We start from the raw sequence: 21,998 nt of genomic DNA, 5'->3' as shown, positions 1-21,998 counted from the left end.
GCGGCGGCGGGGGACTCCGGCGGTCAGAAGTCGGACTGGGTGATCGTGCTCTCGTAGATGCTGAAGCAGGGGAACATGCGGTCCTCCGACTCCTCGTCGTCCTCGAACGCGAGCTGCTGCAGGGCGAGAACCTCGGTCATCGCCAACTCCCTTCTCTCTGCGGTTGGTTGAGGGGATCCAGGGTGAACCGGTCGTCACCCGGGCCGTGGAGGGCTCGGCACAGTGCCAGCAGGATCCCCGCGCTGCCACTGGCCAGGTCGGCGCTGAACCGGAGCGAGCCCGTTCCGAGCCAGCGGACGCCGTCACCGTGCGGGACGGCGTACTTGAGGAGCCCGGTCGCCAGCCGCACCGCGTGGTCGCGGTCGGCTCCGTCCCGGGTGGAGTCGGCGTGCTCCGCGGCCAGGTGGACCAGGCCGGCGAAGCCGTCGTGCAGGCCGGGCTGCGCCGCGCTGACCTTGCGGGTGTCGGCGACGACCCGGGGCAGGGCGGTGGCACAGCGTTCGTCGGCCGCCGGGCCCGCCGCGTAGCGCAGCAGGACGGTGGCGATCCCGGCGGAGCCGGTGGCCAGGTAGGGCATGACCCGACGGCGCACGCCGTTGTCGGCGAACGACAGCGAGCCGTCGGACAGTTCCACCGCGCGGTCCAACTCCTCGTGCAGCAGCGCGAGTCCGGCCCGACGGTAGCGCTGCTCCCCGGTGCGGTCGGCCAGGCGGTGCAGGAAGAGGGCCGGCCCGGAGCGGCCGTGGAACAGGCCGCGGGCGTCGTCGGCGCCGAGCGTGGGCCCCAGGTCGGGGGTGCGCAGGATCGCGTCCCCGGCGGCGGCCGCCCGGTCCAGGTGGCGCGGGTCGCCGGTGCGCCGGTGCAGGGCGAGCCAGGCGAGGCCGACCCCGGCCCGACCGCCCGCCAGCGTGCTGGTGGTCCGCGTCAGCGGGTGGCCGTCGGCGGTGCGCAGCAGGCCGACCGCCTCGTCGAGGTGCCCGGCCTCGGCCAGCACCCGCGCGACGCCGGCCGAGCCGACCGCGAGCCCGGGCGGCAGCGCGTCCGCCGAGGCGAGCGCGTCCCGCCGCAGCCGCTCGCCGACCTCCCCGGGGACCGGCAGGCCGGCCCGGTGCAGGGCGTGCACCACGCCGGCCGTCCCGTACGCCAGGCAGACCGTGTTGGTGCCGAAGGCCGAGGGCGACGGCGGGAAGAGCCAGTCCGGCCGCTCGGGGGCCGCCAGGTCGAGCAGACCGGTGGCCGTCCGCCGGGCGAGCCGCGCCAGGCAGCCCAGCGGGTCGGCCTCCACCTCCTCGGGGCCGGGCAGGCCCGCGGCCTCGTCCGCACCCGGCCGGTGGAAGGCGGTGGCCCGCCGCCACAGGTCCTCGGGCACCGGCGAGACGGCCGCCAGGTCGCGGCGCAGCAGCGCGAAGTTGGCCGGGGTCAGCTGCGGGGCGTTGGGGAACGGCGCCAGCAGGGCGAGCGCCACGGCCGCCGCGCCGTAGCGGTCGGAGAGCAGGGGGTCCGGGTGCGCGGCGGCGAGGGCCCGGGGCGGGACGAAGCCCGGGGTGCCCATCCGGGCGGGGGCCGCCGACACGGGGGTCACGGTCTCGAAGTCGACCAGCCTGGCGTCCCCGGCGGGGGTGACGATGACGTTCCCCGGGTTCACGTCGCCGAAGCGGAGCCCCAGCGCGTGCAGGCGGCCAAGCGCCTCGTCCAGCGAGCCGAGCAGGCGGCGGCAGGCGGCGTGGTACCGGTCGAAGTCCTCGGCGGGGCGGCCGGCCAGCAGTACGGGCGAGCTGCGGTTGATCCACTTCACCAGCGGGAGCCCCTCGACCAGCTCCATGACCAGGAAGTCGTGCTCCCACTCGGTGAAGTGGTCCAGCGGCTCGGGGCAGGCGCCCGGAGCGGCCGCGTGCACGGCGGTGAGGGTCTCGTACTCCCGTCGCAGCCGCTCCTGGGCGGCGGCCCCGTCCCAGGTGTACCCGTTGTGCGGCCGCGCCTCCTTCACCAGGACGAGGCGTCCCGTCCGGGTGTCGCGGGCCCGGTAGGCACCGCCCGCGTTGCTCGGCCGCAGCACCGTGAGGACCTCGTAGCCGCGGATCCGGATCGCGCCCCGGTGCGGGGCCGGCTCCTCGGTGACGAAGGGGTCGGTGACCCCGTCGGGCAGGGCGAAACGGGGCAGCCGGACGTCCGGCACCTCGTGGCCGTGCCCGTCCCGCACCAGCGGCTGCGCGGTGCCGTCGGCCAGCAGCCGGCTCCGGGGGCCGAACGCGCCGTACCGGTAGTGGACGGTCCGCGAGTCGCGGTACCGGCGGTCGGTGAGGACGTACCCGCCCTCCTCGCCGCGCAGGTCCTCGGCGAGGGCCGCGAGGAGCCGTCCGGCGGCCTCGGTGTCCGGCGGGTACGCGGCGCAGAACTTGCCCGCCTGGGGCCGGGCCGCGTGCTTGTGGTGCAGCGCGAGGTAGAAGAAGTGCGCCGACAGGTGCTTGAACGGCACCCCCTCGGCGAAGCACCGGTCCGCCACCAGGTCGAGGACCTCCTGGGCGCGCTCCAGCCGCGCCGACACGTGGACCTTCCAGCCCTGCTCGGCCCGCCGGACCCCGGGGGCGCTCCACGCCGTCCAGACGTCCCGGTCGGCACCGCGCCAGCCGTCCGGCACCCGGGCGGGGGCGAAGCGCCGGCCCGGGTCGGCCATCGTGCCGAGGGGGGCGTAGAACTGCGCGTCGGCGAAGGCCTCGGACATCGCGTCGAACAACGGAACCTCCTGCGGAGCGGGTCGGTACAGCCTGACGCCGAGGAGTCCCGCGCGGGTTCACGGACGGTTCGGAAGCGGTATGGCCGCAGCTCCGCCCGCCCGGGCCGGCTCCGGACCCTGTCAGGTCGATCACCGGGCCCGGGCGGTGGCGGTCGGGCCCGGACGGTGGCGCCGGGTCGACCACGCTGGTCCCGCACGGCTCCTGACGGGGCGTCCGCCCCCGTGCGTCGTAGGGTCGGTCCCATGCGACTCAGTACGGTGATCCTCCCCATCCACCGGTGGAGCGAGGGGCAGAAGATCTGGCGGCGGGCCGAGGACCTCGGCTTCCACACCGCCTACACCTACGACCACCTCTCCTGGCGCTCGTTCCGCGAGCAGCCGTGGTTCGGCTCGCTGCCGACCCTGACGGCGGCGGCCACGGCCACCGAGCGGATCCGGCTGGGGACCTTGGTGACCTCGCCGAACTTCCGGCACCCGGTGACCCTGGCGAAGGAGCTGATCACGCTCGACGACGTGTCCGGCGGACGGCTGACGCTGGGGATCGGGGCCGGCGGGGCGGGGTTCGACGCGACGGCGCTGGGGCAGGAGGCGTGGTCGCCGAAGGAGCGGGCGGACCGGTTCGGGGAGTTCGTGCCGCTGCTGGACGAGCTGCTGACCAACGACGCCACGACGCACGGGGGGACGTACTACTCGGTGGTCGAGGCGCGGAACGTCCCGGGGTGCGTGCAGACGCCCCGGGTGCCGTTCTACGTGGCGGCGACCGGGCCGCGCGGGCTGCGGCTGGCGGCCGAGCACGGGCAGGGCTGGGTGACGTACGGGGACCCGCGCGGAGCGGCCGACGTGCCGGTGGAGCAGGCGCCGGCGGTGATCGCCGGTCAGCTGGCGAAGCTGGCCGCGGCCTGCGAGGCCCGCGGCCGGGACGTCGCCGAGCTGGAGAAGGTGCTGCTCCAGGGGTCGACGGCGGAGAAGCCGCTGCAGTCGCTGGACGCCTTCGTGGACTGGGCGGGGAGGTACCGGGAGATCGGCATCACCGAGCTGGTGATCCACTGGCCGGTGCCGGACTCGATCTTCGCCAACGACCTCGCGGTCTTCGAACGGATCGCCACCGAGGGCCTGGCCCAGCTGGGTTGAGACGGCCCCTCGATCAGCGCCCGGGCCGCTGGAGAACCAGGGGTCCGGGCGCGGGCGTCCGCGGTGGTGGGTAGCCTGTCCGGTCGTTGACGGTCGTGGATCGAAGTGCGGGGGAGTCGTCGGTATGTCAGCTCGTGGACTGGTGACGGGTGTTGCGGTGGTCTCGGCCTTGGTGCTGGGGCTGACGGGGTGCCAGAAGAAGGACGAGGGCGACGGGCGGGCCGCCGCCGCCCCGTCGGAGACGGTGAGCAGCGCGCCCTCGGCCGTGCCGAGCGCCTCCGCCTCGGGCAGCGCGAAGGCCACCGCGAAGGCGGGCGCGAGCAAGAGCCCGACCGCTGCGGCGAGCAGCGACGCGGGCACCGGCGAGGACGTGGAGGGGTGCAGCACCCCGGCGCCGAAGCCGAACTGGAAGTACGTCCAGGCGGTGAAGCCGCCCAAGCAGGACACCCTGTACGTGAAGGACGCCAAGTTCGTCTGTGACCCGAACGACGGGCACTACGAGGGCGCCGGGGCCGACAAGACCTACATGTTCGCGACCACGGTGAAGGCGCAGATCTCCACCGGCGCCGGCAACGTCAAGACGGTGCCGGTCGGCGAGCTGTGGCAGCACATCGGGGACTGCCTGGTGGACCGGGCCCAGGTGAAGGACCCGTACAGCTGCTCCGGCGGCATCTACGAGATCTCGCTGGACGGCACCGGCAAGATCACCTCGATCCGCGAGGTCTGGCACCCGTAGTCCCGGTGGCGGCCGGGGCGGGTGGTCCCGGTAGCGGCCGGGGCGGGCGGGGTGAGCGAAGATGGAGCGGTGACCGACTCCTCCCGCCCGCTGCCCCGCCCGCCCCGGCTGATCGCCACCGACCTGGACGGCACGCTGCTCTGCTCGGGCGGCGTGGTCTCGGAGCGGACCGCCGCCGCACTGGCCTCGGCCGAGCGGGCCGGCGTGCGGGTGGTGTTCGTGACCGGCCGGCCTCCGCGCTGGATGGCGCAGGTCAGCCCGCACATCGGCGGCCACGGGGTGGCCATCTGCTCCAACGGCGGGGCGGTGGTGGACGTGCACCGCGGCGAACTGCTGCGGACCTTCCCGCTGGCCCCGGCCGACACCCTCCGGGTGGTCGAACTGCTCCGGGCCGAACTGCCGGGCAGCGCCTTCGCCTTCGAGTTCCCCGGCGGCTTCGCCCGGGAGCCGGAGTACTCGCTCTTCATGTGGGACTCGCAGAACGAGCACCCCGTCGCCCCGGCCGAGCGGCTGCTGGCCGAGGGCCGGGTCGACGGGCTGTTCAAGGTGCTGGTCAAGCACCCGGAGCTGGACCCGGACGTCTTCCTGGACAAGGCCCGGGCGGTGGCCGGCCGGTACGCCGAGATCACCCGCTCCGCCCCGGTGGCACTGCTGGAGATCAGCGCGCTCGGGGTCACCAAGGCCACCACGCTGGCCGGTTGGTGCGCCGAGCAGGGCATCGACCGCAGTGAGGTGGTGGCCTTCGGCGACATGCCGAACGACCTGGAGATGCTGGCCTGGGCCGGGCGCTCCTACGCGGTGGCCAACGCCCACCCGGACGTGCTGGCCTCCGTCGCCGAGCACACCCTCAGCAACGAGGAGGACGGCGTGGCCCGGGCGGTGGAGGAGCTGCTCGGACTGTCCTGAGGGGCGGTCAGAGCCGGGCCGACCAGCGGACCCGGGTGCCCCGGCCGTCCGGGCCGGGCTCGTGCCAGGCGTCGCCGCCCAGCACCTCGGCCCGCCGGGTGAGGTTCTTCAGCCCGCTGCGCCGCCCGCCGTCCGGGATGCCCACGCCGTCGTCGGTGACGGTGAGCAGGACGCCGGGCCAGCCGGGCCGCTCCGCCGCCTCCGGGTCGCCGGAGAGCGGGTGGCCCTCCGCGTCCAGGTGGACGGTGGCGTCGAGCTCCACGCCGACCCGGGATGCCCGGGCGTGCCGGGCCGCGTTGGAGAGCATCTCGCGCAGGGCGGCCAGCAGCTGACGGCCCGTCTTCTCCCCGACCAGGCTCTCCACCGGGCCGGTGAAGGTCATCGAGGGCTTGAAGCCCAGCGCGGCGGCGGCCTGGCTGCCCTCCCGCAGCACCCGGGTGCGCAGGTTGTCGGGCTCGTCGCCGTGGTCGTCGTGCTGGAGCGCGTAGATGGTGGTGCGGACCTCCTGGATGGTGGCGTCCAGCTCGTCCACCGCCTTGCCGATGCCGGTCTTCACCTCGGGCACCAGGGCCCGCCGGGCCGCGCCCTCCAGCATCATCCCGGTGGCGAAGAGACGCTGGATCACCAGGTCGTGCAGGTCCCGGGCGATCCGGTCGCGGTCCTGGAAGACCGCGAGGCGCTGCTGGTCACGCTGCCCCTCGGCCAGCCGCAGGGCCAGTGCCGACTGCGAGGCGAAGGCCTCGGCCAGCTGCTTCTCCGACTCGGTGAACGGCGGGGCCCCGGCACTGCGCCAGACCGAGAGGCCGCCGAGCACCCGCCCGGCCGCGATCATCGGCACCGCCATCGAGGCGCCGAAGGAGCGGGCCAGCCGGATCACCACGGTCGGGTCGGTGGACATGTCGTCCAGGTAGACGCTCTCGCCGCGCAGCAGCTCGGCGGCGAAACTGCTGGGCGGCAGCAGCTCGCCCTGGACGAACTCGGCCTTCTCCCCGGAGGCGTGCGCCACCCGCATCTGACCGTCGCCGGTCGGCAGCAGGATCATCCCCAGGGCGGCGTCGGCCAGTTCGCGGACCTGCTCGGCGGCCACGGTGAGCGCGACCTGGGCCCGGTCGGTGGAGAGCAGCGCGGTGGTGACGGCCGAGGCGCCGGCGATCCAGCGCTCCCGGCGCCGGCCCTCCTCGTACAGCCGGGAGTTCTCGATCGCCACCCCGGCGGCCGCCGCCAGGGCGTGCACCACCTGGGCGTCCTCGGGGGTGAAGGCGCCGGAGGTGGACTTCTTCTCGGTCAGGTAGAGGTTGCCGAAGACCTCGCCGCGGACCCGGATCGGCTCGCCGATGAAGGACTTCATCGGCGGGTGGTGCGGCGGGAAGCCGACCGAGCGCGGGTCGGCCGAGAGGTCGGCGAGGCGGAGCGACTCGGGCTGGTCGATCAGCGCGCCCAGGATGCCGCGCCCGGTGGGGAGTTCGCCGATCGCGGCGGCGGCCTCGTCGTCGACGCCGACGTGGATGAAGTCGGAGAGCCCGTCGTTGTGCGGGGAGACCACCCCCAGGGCGGCGTACCTGGCGTCGACCAGGTCGGCGGCCGCACCGGCGATCCGCTGCAGGGTGGCGTGCAGGTCGAGGCCGGCGCCGACCGAGACCACCGCCTCCAGCAGGCGCTGCATCCGGTCCGTGACGGCGGCCGCCGACTGGAGGCGTTCGGAGACCTCGGTGACCAGCGTGTCCAGACCGAGGGAGGCGATCTCGGGCACGCGGTGCGCGGTCGGGTCGGTGCTCTGCTCCGGAGTCTCCATGGGTTGAGCCTAGTTTGTGACGGTTTGCAGGGGGCCGTGCGCGGGCTCGTGGCGGGTCTCGGGAATCGACGCGAGGGCTCCGTCGGCCAGCTGCTCCCGCTGCCACATGGCGGTCAGCCGCCCGTCCGGATCGGCCGTCAGCTCCCGCCAGCCGCCGCGCTCGACGACCCGGCCGCCCTCCAGCACCAGGATCTCGTCCACCCCGTCCAGCCCGGCCAGCCGGTGGGTGATCAGCAGGGTGGCCCGGTCGGTGGTGGCGGCCAGCAGGTCGGCGGTGAGCGCGTCGGCGGTGGGGAGGTCCAGGTGCTCCGCCGGCTCGTCCAGCACCAGCACCGGGAACCCGGCGAGCAGCGCCCTGGCCAGTGCCAGGCGCTGGCGCTGGCCGCCGGAGAGCCGGGCGCCGTGCTCGCCGACCATGGTGTCCAGGCCGTCGGGGAGGCCCTCGGTCCAGTCCAGCAGCCGGGCCCCGGCGAGGGCCGCGCGCAGCTCCCCGTCGGTGGCGCCGGGGCGGGCCAGCCGGAGGTTCTCGCGCAGCGAGCTGTCGAAGAGGTGGGCGTCCTGGGCGCACAGGCCGATCGAGCGGCGGACCTCGTCGGAGTCCATCCGCCGGGTGTCCACAGGCTGTGGACAGTGCAGCGCGATCCGCCCGGCCTCCGGCTCCAGGAAGCGCAGCAGCGCCAGCGCCAGGGTGGTCTTGCCGGAGCCGGACGGACCCACCACGGCCACCCGGCGGCCGGGCGCCAGGTCCAGGTCGACGCCCTCCAGGGCCGGCTCGGTGCGGCCCGGCCAACGGACCGTCAGGCCGCGGACCGTCACCCGGGAGCCCGGCGCGGCCGGGACCACCGGGTCGGCGGGCTCGACCACCGGCGGCTCGGCGGCCAGCAGCTCGTCCAGCCGGGCGGCGGCGCCCCGGCTGCGGGCCCGTGCCAGGACGGCGAGCGGCATCCCGGAGACGGCCTCGAAGGCGGCCAGCGGGGTGAGCACCACCAGGGCCAGGCAGACGCCCGCCAGCGCACCGGTGGAGACCGCGTGCACGCCCAGGGCGGCGGCCGCCGCCACGGTCAGGCCGGTCACGGCGGCGATCAGGCCGCTGCCCAGGGCGAGCGCGGCGGCCGAGCCGGCCGCCAGCGCGGTCAGCCGCCGGTCGGCCTCGCGGGCCACCGCCAGCCGGGCCGGCAGCGCACCGGCCACGGTGAGCTCGGCGGTCCCGGTCAGGGTGTCCACCACGGCGGTGGCCAGCTCGCCCCGGGCCGGGGCCTGCTGACGCTCCGTCCGGGCCGAGAGCCGCGCCGCGAGGGCCGGGACGGCGACCCCGGCCAGCAGCAGCCCCACGGCCAGCAGGAGGCCCGCGGCGGGGAGGAAGAGGCCGAGTCCGACGGAGGCGAGGACCGAGACGGTGGCGGCGACGGCGGCGGGCAGGCGCCAACGGAGGTGGTGGTCCTGGACGGCGTCCACGTCGGCCACCAGCCGGGACAGCAGGTCGCCCCGGCGGAAGGCCGGCAGGCCGGTCGGGGCCAGCCGCTCCAGACGGCGGTAGACGGTGGTGCGGACCGCGCCGAGGGCGCGGAGCACCGCGTCGTGCGAGACCAGCCGCTCGGCGTAGCGGAAGACGGACCGGCCGATGCCGAAGGCCCGGACGGAGGTGACGGCCATCATCAGGTACAGCACCGGCGGCATCTCGGAGGCGTACGAGATCAGCCACCCCGAGGTCGCCATCAGCGCCACGGCACACCCGAGGGCGAGGCTCCCGAGCACGGTGGCCAGGGTGAGCCGGGGCCGCACGGCAGCGGTCCGCCGTGGGTCGGGCTCCGGCCCGGTCCCGGTTTCACGTGAAACAACGCCCGGGCCGGACGCCGCCGCAGAGCCCGGCGGAGCCGGGGCGGGCACGGCGGAGCCGGCAGGAGCCGGGACGGCGACGGGGGCGAGCGCGCCCGGCTCCACGCCGTGCCCACCCCGTGGTGCCGCCCCGGCGAGCGGCGGCTGAGCCGCCGTCAGGTGGTGGTGACGGTCGGCGATGGCCAGCAGGGCGGGGCGGTGGGCGACGAAGAGGACGGTGCGGCCGGTGGCCGGGAGGGCGGCGAGGGCGTCGACCACGGCCTGTTCGCCGGCGCCGTCGAGGTTGGCGGTGGGCTCGTCCAGGAGGAGGAGCGGACGGTCCGTCAGCAGGGCGCGGGCCAGGGCCAGCCGCTGGCGCTGGCCGGCCGAGAGGCCGGCGCCCTGCTCGCCGAGGACCAGCTCGGGGGTGGCGAAGTCGGCGGCGTACGCGGCCGCCAGGGCCGCCCTCAGCTGGGCGTCGGTGGCGTCGGGGCGGGCCAGCCGGAGGTTGTCGGCGACCGTCCCGGCGAACAGGTACGGGTGCTGCGGCACCCAGGCGATCTGCGCGTGCCAGCTCGCCCGGTCCAGCTCGGCCAGCGGCACGCCGGCCACCCGGACGGTGCCGCCGTCGGCCGGCACGAAGCCGAGCAGCGCGGCCAGCAGGGTGGACTTGCCCGCCCCGCTCGGCCCGGTGAGGGCGGTCACGGTGCCGGGCTCCAGGGCCAGCGAGACCGGTGCCAGCCGGTCCCCGACGGTCAGTCCGTCCACCGAGACCACCGAGGTCCGCAGGTCGGGGGCGGGCCGGGTGCCGTCGGCCGGCAGCGGGGTCTCCAGCACCTCGAAGACCTCGTCGGCCGCGCTCAGCCCCTCCACGCTGGAGTGGTAGAGCGCGCCGACCTGGCGGATCGGGAAGTAGACCTCGGGGGCGAGCACCAGCACCAGCAGGCCGGTCTCCAGCGGCATCGACCCGTTCACCAGCCGGAAGCCGATGCCGACCGCGACCAGCGCGACCGAGAGGGTGGCCAGCAGCTCCAGCGCGAAGGAGGAGACGAAGGCGATCCGCAGGGTCCGCAGGGTGGCCCGGCGGTGCTCGTCGGTGATCCGGCGGACGGTCTCGGCCTGGGCCTTGGCCCGGTTGAAGACCTTGAGGGTGGGGAGCCCGGCCACCACGTCCAGGAAGTGGTGGCCCAGCCGGGCCAGCGAGGCCCACTGACGGTCCATCCGGCTCTGGGTGGCCATCCCGATCAGCACCATGAAGAGCGGGATCAGCGGCAGGGTCCCGGCGATGATCGCGGCCGAGGTCAGGTCGGCGCCGAGGATCCGCAGCAGCACCACGGCCGGCACCACCACGGCCAGCGCCAACTGCGGGAGGTAGCGGGCGAAGTAGTCGTCCAGCGCGTCGATCCCCCGGGTGGCCAGGGTGGCCAGCTCACCGGTGCGCCGGGTGGAGAGGTGGGCCGGGCCGAGCGCGGTGGCGTGCTCCAGCAGCCGCCGCCGCAGCTCGGACTTGACCCGGGCCACCGAGCGGTGGGCGGTCAGCTCGGTGAGCCAGGCGACCAGCGCCCGGCCCAGGGCGGTGGCCGCCAGCAGGAGGAGCGGGGTGGTGAGCCCGTACTCCCCCCGCTGGAAGGCCCGCACCACGATCTCGGCGATCAGGCTCGCCTGGGCCACCGTCAGGAGGGCGCCCGCCCCGCCGAGCAGCACCGACCCGGCCAGGAAGACCCGGGTGGCCCGGGCCTCCCGGAGCAGTCGGGGATCGACGGGCCCTCGGCGGTCCTTCGGCATGGCTCGGCTCTCCGTAGAAGCGGTGCGTCAGTGCGCGGCGGGGATGTGCTGGGTGCCGATCCGCTTGCGGAACACCCAGTAGGTCCAGCCCTGGTAGAGCAGCACCAGCGGGGTGAAGACCGCCGCCACGACGGTCATCAGCTTCAGGGTGTACGGCGAGGAGGCCGCGTTCTCCACGGTGAGCGAGTACGCCGGGTCCAGGGTGGAGGGCATCACGTCCGGGAAGAGCGCCAGGAAGAGCATCGCCACCGCGGCCGCGATGGTGACGCCGGAGAGCGCGAACGACCAGCCCTCGCGCCCGATCCGGATCGCCGCCAGCGAGCCGACCAGGGCCACCACCGCGATCACCATGGCGCCCAGGCTCCACCCGTTGCCGCCGTCGGCCTGGGTCCAGATCAGGAAGACCAGCGCCAGCACGGCGGTGAGCAGCCCGAGTTGGAGGGCCAGGCCGCGGGCCCGGTCCCGGATGTCGCCGAGGGTCTTGAGCGAGGCGAAGACCGCGCCGTGGAAGGTGAAGAGCACCAGGGTGACCAGGCCGCCGAGGATGGCGTACGGGTTGAGCAGGTCCCAGAACCCGCCCACGTAGTTCTTCTCGGCGTCGATGTCCACGCCCTGCACGATGTTGGCGAAGGCCACGCCCCAGAGGAAGGCCGGGATCAGGGAGGTCCAGAAGATGGCCTGCTCCCAGTTCCGCTGCCAGCGCTCGCCGTCCCGCTTGACCCGGTACTCGAAGGCCACGCCGCGCACGATCAGGCAGACCAGGATGATCAGCAGCGGCAGGTAGAAGCCGCTGAACAGGGTGGCGTACCAGTCGGGGAAGGCCGCGAAGGTGGCGCCGCCGGCGGTGAGCAGCCAGACCTCGTTGCCGTCCCAGACCGGGCCGATGGTGTTGATCAGGACCCGGCGTTCGGTCCGGTCCTTGGCCAGCAGCCTGGTCAGGACGCCGATGCCGAAGTCGAAGCCTTCCAGGAAGAAGTAGCCGATCCACAGCACGGCGATCAGCACGAACCAGACGTCGTGGAGTTGCATCCGAGATCCCCAGTCAGCGAATCAGTAGGCGAAGGCGAGCGGCTTGTCGGCGTCCTCGGGGTCCCCGCCGCGCAGCGTGGGGTCCTTGGCCGGCGGTTCCTCGCCGGTCACCGGGCCGGCCTTGGCGTACTTGGCCAGCAGCTTCACCTCGATCACCGCGAGGATCGCGTAGAGGGTGGTGAAGGTGGTGAGCGCGACCACCTGCATGGTGACGCTGACGTTGGGGGAGACGGCGTCGGCGGTGGTCATCAGGCCGAAGACGGCCCAGGGCTGACGGCCCATCTCGGTGAAGATCCAGCCGAAGCTGTTGGCCAGCAGCGGGAAGCCCATGGTGAGGATGCCGATCCGCCAGCTCCACTTGGTGAGGAAGGGGCCCAGCTCCTTGTTCTTCCAGAGCATCAGGCGCGGCGGTTCCTCGTCCCCGGTCCGGTACGCCCGGTCCAGGAAGAACTTCTTCCGGGTGGTCCAGAGGCCGATCAGCGCGGCCACGAAGGAGGTCATCCCGAAGCCGATCATGAGGCGGAAGCCCCAGTAGGTGACGAAGATGTTCGGGATGTAGTCCTGCGGCTGGCCGCCGTACTTGGCGGCCTCGCTGGCGGCGGTCTCGTTGATGCCGGGGACGGCCGAGGTGAAGTCGCTGTTGGCGAGGAAGGACAGTATGGCCGGGATCTCCAGCGCGACGCTGTTGTGGCCCTCGTTGACGTCGCCGACCGCGAAGATCGAGAAGGGGGCGGGCGCCTCGGTGTCCCAGAGCGCCTCGGCCGAGGCCATCTTCATCGGCTGCTGACGGAACATCACCTTGGCCAGGCTGTCACCGCTGAGCGCGGTGCCGAGGCCCGCGACCACGGCGACCACCAGGGCGAGCCGCAGCGAGGTGCGCATCACGGCGGTCTTCTTGGGGTCGTTCTCGCCCGACCGCTTGGTCTTCCAGAGGTGGTACGAGGAGATGCCGACCATGAAGGCGGCGCCGGTCAGGAAGGCCGCGGTGAGGGTGTGCAGGACGACCACCACGGTGGTGTCCTGGAACAGCACCCGGGCGATGTCGGTGAGCTGGGCCTTCCCGGTGACCGGGTCGATCGCGTAGCCGACCGGGTGCTGCATCCAGGAGTTGGCGGCCAGGATGAAGTAGGCGGAGAGCACGGTGCCGAGGGCCACCATCCACATGCAGGCGCAGTGGATCTTCTTGGGCAGCTTGTCCCAGCCGAAGATCCACAGGCCGATGAAGGTGGACTCGAAGAAGAAGGCGATGAGCGCCTCCATCGCCAGCGGGGCGCCGAACACGTCACCGACGAAGCGGGAGTAGTCCGACCAGTTCATCCCGAACTGGAACTCCTGGACGATGCCGGTGACCACGCCCATGGCGATGTTGATGAGGAAGAGCTTTCCCCAGAACTTGGTGGCGTGGAAGTACTTCTCCTTGCCGGTCCGCACCCAGGCGGTCTCCAGACCGGCCACCAGGGCGGCCAGACTGATCGTCAGCGGCACGAAGAGGAAGTGGTAGACGGTGGTCACACCGAACTGCCACCGCGCGACGGTCTCGTGAGCGACTGCTAGGTCCACTTCGCCTTCTTCCTGACCGATGCTCACATAACGGACAAAAAGAACTTTTACCAGGTCGTCCCAGGAAAACCGGCAAAGCTTGCCCGCTTGTGAACGTGAACACGTTCACAAGGGGAGTATCCCCGATGCTTAGAACGGTTCGAACACCGGGGGTGCGTGGTCGCCGTCACACCGGCGGACCGGGCTGAGGAAGGGTCAGACGGCGGGCAGGCAGAGGCGGAAGACCGCGCCCTCACCGGGGGCCGAGCTGACGGTCAGCTCGCCGCGGTGGGCCTGGGTGAGCGCGAAGGCGATGGCCAGGCCCAGCCCGGCTCCCCCGCCCTCCTGCCGGGTCCGGGAGGCGTCCACCCGGTAGAAGCGGTCGAAGATCCGCTCGGCCTGATCGGTGGTCATGCCCGGTCCGGCGTCCGCCACTTCGAGCACGCAGCCGTCCTCCGTCCGGCCCACGCCGATCCGCACCGGGGTGCCCGAAGGGGTGTGCTTGGCCGCGTTGCCGACCAGGTTGGTGATCACCTGGCGCAGCCTGGCCTCGTCCCCGAGCACCGGGGCGGGGCGCGGGACGGCGCCGCCGCCCGGGCCGGTCAGGGTGACCGGGCGGCCCGGGTCCAGCGCGGTCAGGTCGTGCAGGGCGTCGGCCGCCAGGGTGCGCAGGTCCATCGGGGCCAGGTCGAGCGGGCGCTCCTCGTCCAGCCGGGCCAGCGTGAGCAGGTCCTCGACCAGGGTGCCCAACCGGACGGCCTCCGACTCGATCCGGTCCATCGCCCGGTCCACGTCCTGCAGCGCGCCCATCCGGTGCAGCTCGGCGAAGCCGCGGATGCCGGCCAGCGGGGTGCGCAGCTCGTGCGAGGCGTCCGCCACGAAGCGGCGCATCCGCGCCTCGGAGCGGGCCCGGGCGGCCGAGGCGGACTCCAGCTGGGCGAGCATGCTGTTGAGCGCGGCGGTCAGCCGGGCCGCCTCGGTCCGCCCCGGGGGCTGGGCCATCCGGTGCGAGAGCCCGCCCTCGGCGATCAGCTCGGCGTCCTGCTCGATCCGGCTGAGCGGCTTCAGCCCGGCCCGGACCGCGAAGGTGCCGACCCCGGCGAGGGCGACCAGCACCACCGCGCCGATCGCCAGGAAGGCCGCCTGCAGGCGGTCGACGGTGTCCTCCACGTCGTCCATCGACATGGAGACCATCACGTAGCGGGGGGTCTCGGCGGCCGGGGTGGTGGCGGCGGCCAGGGCGTTCTTGCCGATCGGCAGCACCAGCACCCGCCAACTGCCGTGGCCGCGCTGGGCGGGCGCGTCGAAGGCCCGCCCGACCGCCGGGCCGAGGCCGTTCACCCGGGGCCCGTTGGTCTCCTCCCCCATCGGCACCCGGTTCTCGGACTGCACCCGCCCGTCGGCCTCCAGGTAGCGGAGCACGTACTGGCTGGGCAGCGCCAGGGCGACCCGGCGCTCGTTCAGCGGGCGGCCGCCGTCCAGCACCTTGTCCGGCGGCCGGCGGGAGACCTGCTCGCCGAAGCGCTTCAGCTGGTCGTCGGCCCGGCCCACCAGGTTGCCCCGGACGGTGCCGAGCACGACGACGTCGCTGACGGCCAGTCCGGCGGCGGCCAGCAGCAGGACGAGCACCAGCAGACGGGTGCGGAGCGAGGTCTTCGAGAACACGGCGGGTCCGGCTCCGGCTACTGCGGGGGCCTGCGCAGGGCGTAGCCGATGCCGCGGACGGTGTGGATCAGCTTGGGGCCGTGCACCGACGGGCCGGCGTCGAGCTTGCGGCGCAGGTAGGAGATGTACGACTCGACGATGGAGAGGTCGCCGCCGAAGTCGTAGGCCCAGACGTGGTCCAGGATCTGCGCCTTGGAGACCACCCGGCCCACGTTGGCCATCAGGTAGTGCAGCAGCTTGAACTCGGTGGGGGAGAGGCCGACGGCCTCCCCGCCCCGGGTCACCTCGTGCGCGGTCGGATCCAGCGTCAGGTCGGCGACCGTCAGCCGGCCGTCCTCGGTCGGGCCGCCGGCCCGGCGCAGGATCGCCCGGATCCGGGCGATCAGCTCCTCCAGGCTGAAGGGCTTGGTGACGTAGTCGTCGGCCCCCGCAGCCAGGCCGTGCACCTTGTCGGTGGTGCCGTCCTTGGCGGTCAGCAGCAGCACCGGCACGTGGTCGGCCGGCTGCGGCCACTGCGCCTGCTCGCGCAGCCGCTCCACCACCGTGAACCCGTCCAGGTCCGGCAGCATCACGTCGAGCACCACCAGATCAGGGCGCTCGGCCGCGATCGCGGCCAAGGCCTCCTCGCCGCTGGCCGCCGACTCCACCCGGAACCCGGAGAACCGGAGCGAGGCGGAGAGCAGCTCGCGGATGTTCGGCTCGTCGTCCACCACCAGCAGGTACGCCTCGCCGCCGGTCGTGCCGGCCGGCTGGCCCGTCGTCCTGGTCGCTGTCCCTTGCACCGTAGATCCGCCTCCCGGTCTGCCTGTCCCCCGGTTGTCCTCCGAAGGACGATAGCCCGGCGAGGCTACGCGCGTTTCATGAAGCGGGGATGAGCTTCGTCCCATCCCCGCTCCGGGGGCCGTCCACGGCCCGTCAGGGAGTGCCCTGACCCGGCTGGGCCCCGGCCTGTCCACCCGTCTGTCCACCGGTCTGCCCACCCGCGCGGCCACCGCCGAAGCCGCCCGGGAAACCTCCGGCCGCGCCCTCGGTGAGCTGGGTGGCGGCGTAGCCGCCGGAGCCGTCCGGGGTGCCGACCACGGTCACCGACTGACCGGGGGTCAGGTCGGAGGCCTTGCCCTGCTTGGCGAGCTGCACCTTGGTGGCGTCGGTGGTGGTGACCTTCACGGTGTTCCCGTTGGCGTCGGTGAGGTAGACGGTGTTGCCGTCCACCTGCTTCACGGTGCCGCGGGTGAAACCGCCCTGGCCGCCCTGGCCGTTGGGGAGGCCCTGCCCGTTCTGTCCGTTCTGACCGTTCTGGCCGCCGGCCCGCCGGTTCGTGCCGCCGTACCCGCCCGGGAACTGGCCCTGGTTCGCCCCGGCCCGCGGGCCCTGGGCGCTGTTGCCGCCGCCGCCCTCGCCCTTCTGGTACTGGACCCCGCCGACGAAGCCCAGGGTGGCCACCACCGCGGCGGCCAGCACCAGGGTCGGCCAGGGCAGCTTGCGCCGGGGCGGGGCGGCCAGCTCGGCCGCGATGTCCCGGGCGTCCGGCGGGGAGGCCAGCGGGTCGGTCTCCTGCGCCGGGCCGTTCTGTGGAGTGCTCATCGGATTCCTATTCGTGTCGGAGGGCTTCGATCGGGCGCAGCCCGGCGGCCCGGTTGGCGGGGTAGCTGCCGAAGAACAGCCCGATCGCGACCGCGATGCCGAAGGCGCCGAGCACCGACTCGGGGATCACCACGGGTGTGATCCCGACGATGGTGAAGCGGGCACCGACCAGTCCGGCCACCACGCCGAGCCCGGCGCCCAGCACCGAGAGCAGGGTGGACTCGGTGAGGAACTGTCCGAGGATGGCCGCCCGGGGCGCGCCGAGCGCCTTGCGGATGCCGATCTCCCTGGTCCGCTCGGTGACGGTCACCAGCATGATGTTGGTGATCCCGATCCCGCCGACCAGCAGCGAGATCGCGGCCACCGCGCCGAGCAGCACGGTGAAGGTCTTGGTGGTGGACTCCCGGGCGGTCAGCAGCGAGGCCTGGTTGGAGATCCGGAAGTCGGCCTTCGACGGGTCCGCGATGGCGTGCGAGGCCAGCAGCACCCGGCTCACCTCGGCCTGCGCCTCGGTGGTGCTCTCGGCCGAACTCGCCTGCACCAGGATCTGGTTGACCGAACCGAAGCCGGTGAAGGCGTTCTGCACGGTGGGCAGCGGGGCGATCACCACGTCGTCCGGGTCGTTGAAGCCGCTGGCGCCCTTGGTCTTCAGCACGCCGGTCACCGTGAACGGGGTCCCGCCGATCACGATCCGCTTGCCGACCGGGTCCTCCTGCGCGAACAGCTGGCTGGCCGTGGTGGAGCCGATCACCACCACCTTGCGGGAGTTGAGCACGTCGTCGTTGGAGAAGTAGTCGCCCTTCTCCACCTTCTGGTTGGCGGTCTCGAAGTACGCCGGGTAGGTCCCGACCACCGAACCGGGGGTGTGCGAGACGTCCCCGTAGCTCGCGGCGGCCGAGGTGGTCACCACCGGGGCGACCGACTTCACCGAGGCCGCCCCGTCCTGGGCGATCGCCTTGGCGTCGTTCACCGTGAGCGGCTTGGCCACCGTGGTGGAGCCGCGCAGGTTGGAGGCGCTCACGGTCAGCGAGTTGGTGCCCAGCGCCGTGATCGAGTTCTTCACGGCGACCGAGGAGCCGTTGCCCACCGCGAGCAGCAGGATCACCGCCGCGACGCCGATCAGCACCCCGAGCATGGTGAGCGCCGAACGCACCTTGTTGGCCGCCAGCCCGCCGAACGCGAACCGCACCATCTGCCAGACGATCACACCGCCACCTCCTCGTGCTGCCGGACGTCCGAGACGACCGCCCCGTCCACCAGCCGGATCACCCGGCCGGCCCGGGCCGCCACCTCGTCCTCGTGGGTGATCAGCACCACCGTGCGGCCGGCCCGGTTGAGGCCCTCGATGATGCCGAGCACCTCCTCGGTGGAGCGGCTGTCCAGGTTCCCGGTCGGCTCGTCGGCCAGCAGCATGGCCGGGGCCGTCACCAACGCCCGCGCCACCGCGACGCGTTGCTGCTGACCGCCGGAGAGCTCGTTCGGCTTGTGCCCGGCCCGGTCGGCCAGACCGACCCGCTCCAGCGCCGCCAGCGCGCGGCTGCGGCGCTCCGCCTTGCGCACCCCCGCGTAGGCCAGCGGAAGCTCCACCTGGGCCAGCGCGGTGGTGCGCGGCACCAGGTTGAAGGACTGGAAGACGAAGCCGATCCGGCGGTTGCGCACCAGCGAGAGCTGGCCCTCGTCCAGGTGGCCCACGTCGGTGCCGTCCAGCAGGTAGCGGCCGGACGTGGGCACGTCCAGGCAGCCCAGGATGTTCATCAGGGTCGACTTGCCGGAGCCCGAACTGCCCATCACCGCGACGAAGTCGCCCTCCGCGATGTCCAGGCTCACCCCGAGCGGCTGCCCGTCGGGGCCGTCCGGGCCGCGCAGCGCGTACACCGTGGCGTCGCCGCTGCCGTACCGCTTCACCACGTTCCGGAGCTGGATCACCGGACGGGCCGTCACGCTCCGGCCTGCCACGATCAACGCCCGCCGCCCGTACCGCCGTTGCGGGTGCCACCGCCGAAGCCGCCTGTGGCGCCGCCACCGCCACCGCCGCCGAGGCCGGGGAACTGGCCGCTCGGGAAGCCGTTGCCGCCGCTGACCGTGGTGCTCACCAACTGCACCTTCTCGCCCTCGGTCAGACCCTCCGTCACCTGCACGGTGGAGTCGCCCTCGACGCCGACGGTGACCTGGACCCGCTCGGTCGAACCGTCGTCCTTCACCACCGTCGCGGTCCGGGACGAGCCGGTGCCGGAGAGCGCGGCGCTCGGCACCGAGAGGGCGTTCTGCGCCTCACCGGTGACCACCGAGATGGTGGCGCTGAGGCCGGTGCGCAGCTTGCTGGTGTCGCCGGTGATCTCCAGCACGGCCGCGTACTGCACCGCGCTGCTGCCCTGGCCGGTCCCGCTGCTGCCGTTCGGCAGCGAACTCACGCTCAGCACCTTGGCGTTGAGCTTGGTGTCGGACTGCGCGTTCAGCGTGACGGTGGCGGCCGCGTCCTTCCGCACCTTGAGCGAGTCCAGCTCGGAGAAGTTCGCGGTGACCCGCATGCCGGCCGGGTTGGTCAGCACCACGAACCCGCTGAGCGAACTGCTGGTGCTGGTGCCCGTCCCGGTGCTCTTGGTGCCGCTGCTGCCGCTGCCGGAGCTGCCGCCGCTGCCGCCCGTGCCGGAGACGGTGTCGCCGACCTTGCCGGCCACCGAGGCCACCGTGCCGTCGGTCGAGGCGGTCAGCGTGGTCCCGGCCAACGCGGCCTTGGCGTTGGTCAGTTGGGTCTGCGCCGTCTCCACCTGCTGCTCGGCCTGGGCCACCTGGGCGTCGTCCACCGTCGTGGTGGTCGTGGTGGTCGGCTGGGACTGCTGACCGCGCTCGTCGGTCTTGCCCGGCGTGGTGGTGGTGACCTTCTGGCCGGTCTCCGCCTTGGTGAGGTTGGCGTTGGCGGTGGTGAGCGCGCGCTGGGCCGCGTCCACCTGCTGCTGGGCGTCGGTGGTCGCCACCGTGGCCAGCACGTCGCCCTTCTTCACCACGTCGCCGACGGCCACCTTCACGGCCGTCACCTTCCCGCCAGTGACGAAGTCCTGGCCCGCGTCGCTGGGCGACGACAGGGTGCCCGATCCGGACACGGTGGCCAGCACCGTCCCCTTGGTGACGGTGGCCGTACGGGTCTGCGGCTTGCTCGCCGCCACCCCGCTGTCACTACCGACGGTGGAGTACGCCACCGCCACGCCCGCCGCCAGAGCCACCACCAGCGCGGAGTTCACGAGGACGGCGGCCCGCCGCCGAGGAAGCACCTTCATGGCACCTCACCCTGCCCCCCGGCGCTTTCCAACCCCTGTGGCCCACCTGGGAACTGACTGGGAGATTGACCAAGGGCTCCCCACCTCCTACACGCCCCCACCTCCCGCTCCCCTGGTGGCACCCCGCCGCACTCCCAGCCGCCTCCCAGGCTCCGCCCAGAACACTCATGGTCCGGGCCCGAAAGAGGCGGACGACGACGCGGGAACTTCGCGCAGACTCGGCTTCGGCGGTACGTCAGGGACGGCCCAGCCGGGATCGCCATGCCGCGGACCAGACCGCCACGGGAGTCCGAATCCAGGTGTGGAAGACGTCGTCGTCACCTTCCATGACGAAGACGAACCCCTGGTGCTCCCAGATCAGAATTCGCCACCCCTGCTCCAGATCGGCGAAGGGTTCACTGATCGTTCCAGTAGGAACATCAGCCTCACTCCACTCCTCCAACCGGTCCCACCAGGGAAACGCCACACTGACGCCCAGCAGGCGGTCCACGAATCGGAGCGAGAGGCCGTCGACCTCAGGATCGTCGAACAGCTCGACCTCGAAGTTCCCGGCCTCCGGGAAACCCTCCAGGTCGAACCCCTCGATGTCCCGGTAGTCGTCGAGCACCACGGGAACCTGCTGAAGCATGGCTTCCTCTCCTCCGCTCGAGCCAACCGATGTGGAACCCTTCCGATGCCTCGACGCGAGCCGCCACCGACACGAATGTCGGTGGCGGCTCGCCCGAGCGTCCCTCAGCGGTTCCTACAGTTCGTCGGCCAGGGACGCGGCCGCGCGCAGCACCTCACCCACGCCGTGGAACTCGCGCTTGTGGTCGAGCGCCGATGACGACCAGAGGACGAAGCCCTCCCCCTCGGCCGCCCGCTGGATCAGGATCTCCGCCGCCCCCGCGTCCGCCTGGTCCTTCGACAGTCTCAAGGTCCAGTGGGAGAAGTACGGGAAGAACTCACGCAGCCCGGCATTCTCCCGCAGGGCCAGAAGCAGTTCCCGGTACAGGAGGAAATCGTCGTCGCCGATGACGATGTCCCACTGCACCTCGACGACGTTGCCGTCCTCATAGGCCTGGCTCAGCCGGTCGAACTCCATGAAGGGGAACCTCGCTGCGAGTTCCCTCAGCTTGACCCCGTGCTGCCACGACACCAGCACCTCGACCACCTCGGACAGGTCGGACGTGCTACCGCTCGCCCAGACATGCCCGTGGCCGTCCAGGGTGACGGCGAACCTGCGGACGCCATGGCCGAGGTTGACCCGCATGGCTCCCCGTGGTGACGCGAACTCCGCCGCGCTCCACTGGGAGGCCGACGGCATCGGGCCCTCCGCGAGGACTCCCGGCTCGGTCCGGTGCGCACCCGCGACCCCGAGGATCGCCGGCCGAAGCCCTCCGCTCTGCACGAGATCCGGGTAGTGGCGGAGACGGAGATCCTCCGCGGACGATCCCGGAGGATTCACCTGGTTCGTCATCAGGCCCACTCCAGGGTCCAGGCGGTGTACCACTTGCTTTCGTGCCACAGGGGCTCGGGAAGGTCGATCTTTCCACTCTTGTCGTAGAACTGGATCGAATCCCAGGACCGCCGCTCACCGATCACGGCCCGAGCGAGCCAGGACATCTCCTGCGCGGTCGCGTGAACACCCGATCCGCCCGCGAGGCCCCGGGTCGCCATCCCTTCGAAGCCTCCTTCGAACTGCTCCGTGAGCACGTGGATCGTCGTGTTGGGGTTGTCGATGGCCTTCTTCACCTCGCTGCTCCAGGTGTCGATGAAGCGCAGGTCCATGAAGTGGGTGAGGCCCTGATCGTTGGCCCACTCCTTGGCCTTCGCCTTCTGGTACCCGAGCCCGACATTGCAGTTGTGAACGAGAAGCGGACTGTCACCCGCCAGCACATAGTACGTGTGCAGGTCACTGACCGTCAGATTCTGAACACGCTGCTGCTGGGTGAAGCGGCGGATGCTGCCGATCTGAACCTTGGTGCCGGAGGAGGTCTCCAGCCACTGGCCGGGCTGGAGCTGCTC

At 72.9% G+C, this 21,998-nt stretch carries 16 protein-coding genes and 1 pseudogene; 3 read left to right on the top strand and 14 right to left on the bottom strand.

Annotated features, from left to right (window positions below):
* Positions 1-136: 136 nt before the first annotated feature.
* Positions 137-2,734 carry a class III lanthionine synthetase LanKC gene (gene lanKC / locus ACWEPF_RS00085; protein WP_452170766.1) on the bottom strand — a complete coding sequence of 866 codons (2,598 nt, stop codon included), beginning with the start codon at positions 2,732-2,734 and terminating at the stop codon, positions 137-139.
* 243 nt (positions 2,735-2,977) lie between these two features.
* Between lanKC and ACWEPF_RS00080 the strand changes: the two genes are divergently transcribed.
* The 3 genes from ACWEPF_RS00080 to ACWEPF_RS00070 all read left to right on the top strand — a co-directional run bounded on the left by ACWEPF_RS00080 (position 2,978) and on the right by ACWEPF_RS00070 (position 5,507).
* Entirely contained in the window at positions 2,978-3,865 is an 888-nt protein-coding gene (locus tag ACWEPF_RS00080; RefSeq protein WP_452170765.1) for an LLM class flavin-dependent oxidoreductase, read from the top strand.
* 124 nt (positions 3,866-3,989) lie between these two features.
* Positions 3,990-4,601, top strand: coding sequence for a hypothetical protein (locus ACWEPF_RS00075; RefSeq protein ID WP_449796193.1), 612 nt, complete (start codon positions 3,990-3,992; stop codon positions 4,599-4,601).
* Positions 4,602-4,670: 69 nt separating this feature from the next.
* Positions 4,671-5,507, top strand: coding sequence for an HAD family hydrolase (locus ACWEPF_RS00070; protein WP_452170764.1), 837 nt, complete (start codon positions 4,671-4,673; stop codon positions 5,505-5,507).
* Positions 5,508-5,514: 7 nt separating this feature from the next.
* On the opposite strand, the gene ACWEPF_RS00065 is transcribed toward ACWEPF_RS00070, so the two are convergent.
* The 13 genes and pseudogenes from ACWEPF_RS00065 to ACWEPF_RS00005 all read right to left on the bottom strand — a co-directional run.
* On the bottom strand, positions 5,515-7,299 hold the full coding sequence (locus ACWEPF_RS00065; RefSeq protein ID WP_452170763.1) for a GAF domain-containing protein: 1,785 nt from the start codon (positions 7,297-7,299) through the stop codon (positions 5,515-5,517).
* Positions 7,300-7,308: 9 nt separating this feature from the next.
* Positions 7,309-10,899, bottom strand: a complete 3,591-nt coding sequence (gene cydD, locus ACWEPF_RS00060; protein WP_452170762.1) for a thiol reductant ABC exporter subunit CydD — start codon at positions 10,897-10,899, stop codon at positions 7,309-7,311.
* Between the two features lie 27 nt (positions 10,900-10,926).
* Complete coding sequence (gene cydB, locus ACWEPF_RS00055) at positions 10,927-11,928, bottom strand: cytochrome d ubiquinol oxidase subunit II (RefSeq protein ID WP_452170761.1); 1,002 nt, start codon at positions 11,926-11,928, stop codon at positions 10,927-10,929.
* 21 nt (positions 11,929-11,949) lie between these two features.
* The gene (locus ACWEPF_RS00050; protein WP_452170760.1) at positions 11,950-13,488 is read right to left on the bottom strand and encodes a cytochrome ubiquinol oxidase subunit I; all 1,539 of its coding nucleotides are present in this window, start codon (positions 13,486-13,488) and stop codon (positions 11,950-11,952) included.
* A gap of 195 nt (positions 13,489-13,683) precedes the next feature.
* Positions 13,684-15,132 (bottom strand): ATP-binding protein, encoded by a 1,449-nt coding sequence (locus ACWEPF_RS00045; RefSeq protein WP_452170759.1) that lies wholly within the window; start codon positions 15,130-15,132, stop codon positions 13,684-13,686.
* 17 nt (positions 15,133-15,149) lie between these two features.
* Complete coding sequence (locus ACWEPF_RS00040) at positions 15,150-15,914, bottom strand: response regulator transcription factor (protein WP_345290587.1); 765 nt, start codon at positions 15,912-15,914, stop codon at positions 15,150-15,152.
* Positions 15,915-16,047: 133 nt separating this feature from the next.
* The gene (locus ACWEPF_RS00035; RefSeq protein ID WP_452170758.1) at positions 16,048-16,716 is read right to left on the bottom strand and encodes a hypothetical protein; all 669 of its coding nucleotides are present in this window, start codon (positions 16,714-16,716) and stop codon (positions 16,048-16,050) included.
* Between the two features lie 7 nt (positions 16,717-16,723).
* Entirely contained in the window at positions 16,724-17,923 is a 1,200-nt protein-coding gene (locus tag ACWEPF_RS00030) for an ABC transporter permease (protein ID WP_452170757.1), read from the bottom strand.
* Positions 17,920-18,642: an ABC transporter ATP-binding protein gene (locus ACWEPF_RS00025; protein WP_452170756.1), complete on the bottom strand. Its 723-nt coding sequence runs from the start codon at positions 18,640-18,642 to the stop codon at positions 17,920-17,922. Before ACWEPF_RS00025 ends, ACWEPF_RS00030 begins: the two co-directional genes overlap by 4 nt.
* Positions 18,643-18,674: 32 nt before the next feature.
* The gene (locus ACWEPF_RS00020; RefSeq protein WP_452170755.1) at positions 18,675-19,991 is read right to left on the bottom strand and encodes an efflux RND transporter periplasmic adaptor subunit; all 1,317 of its coding nucleotides are present in this window, start codon (positions 19,989-19,991) and stop codon (positions 18,675-18,677) included.
* Positions 19,992-20,226: 235 nt separating this feature from the next.
* Entirely contained in the window at positions 20,227-20,619 is a 393-nt protein-coding gene (locus tag ACWEPF_RS00015; protein WP_452170754.1) for a hypothetical protein, read from the bottom strand.
* A 114-nt stretch (positions 20,620-20,733) separates the two neighbouring features.
* Positions 20,734-21,450 (bottom strand): hypothetical protein, encoded by a 717-nt coding sequence (locus tag ACWEPF_RS00010; protein ID WP_452170753.1) that lies wholly within the window; start codon positions 21,448-21,450, stop codon positions 20,734-20,736.
* Positions 21,450-21,998: pseudogene (locus ACWEPF_RS00005) on the bottom strand (hypothetical protein); the annotation flags it as partial. The pseudogene ACWEPF_RS00005 and the gene ACWEPF_RS00010, both read right to left, overlap by 1 nt.

The organism is Kitasatospora sp. NPDC004289, from assembly GCF_053602875.1.
Note: the sequence above shows the minus strand (reverse complement) of the source record. Positions and strands in the feature narration are given on the sequence as shown.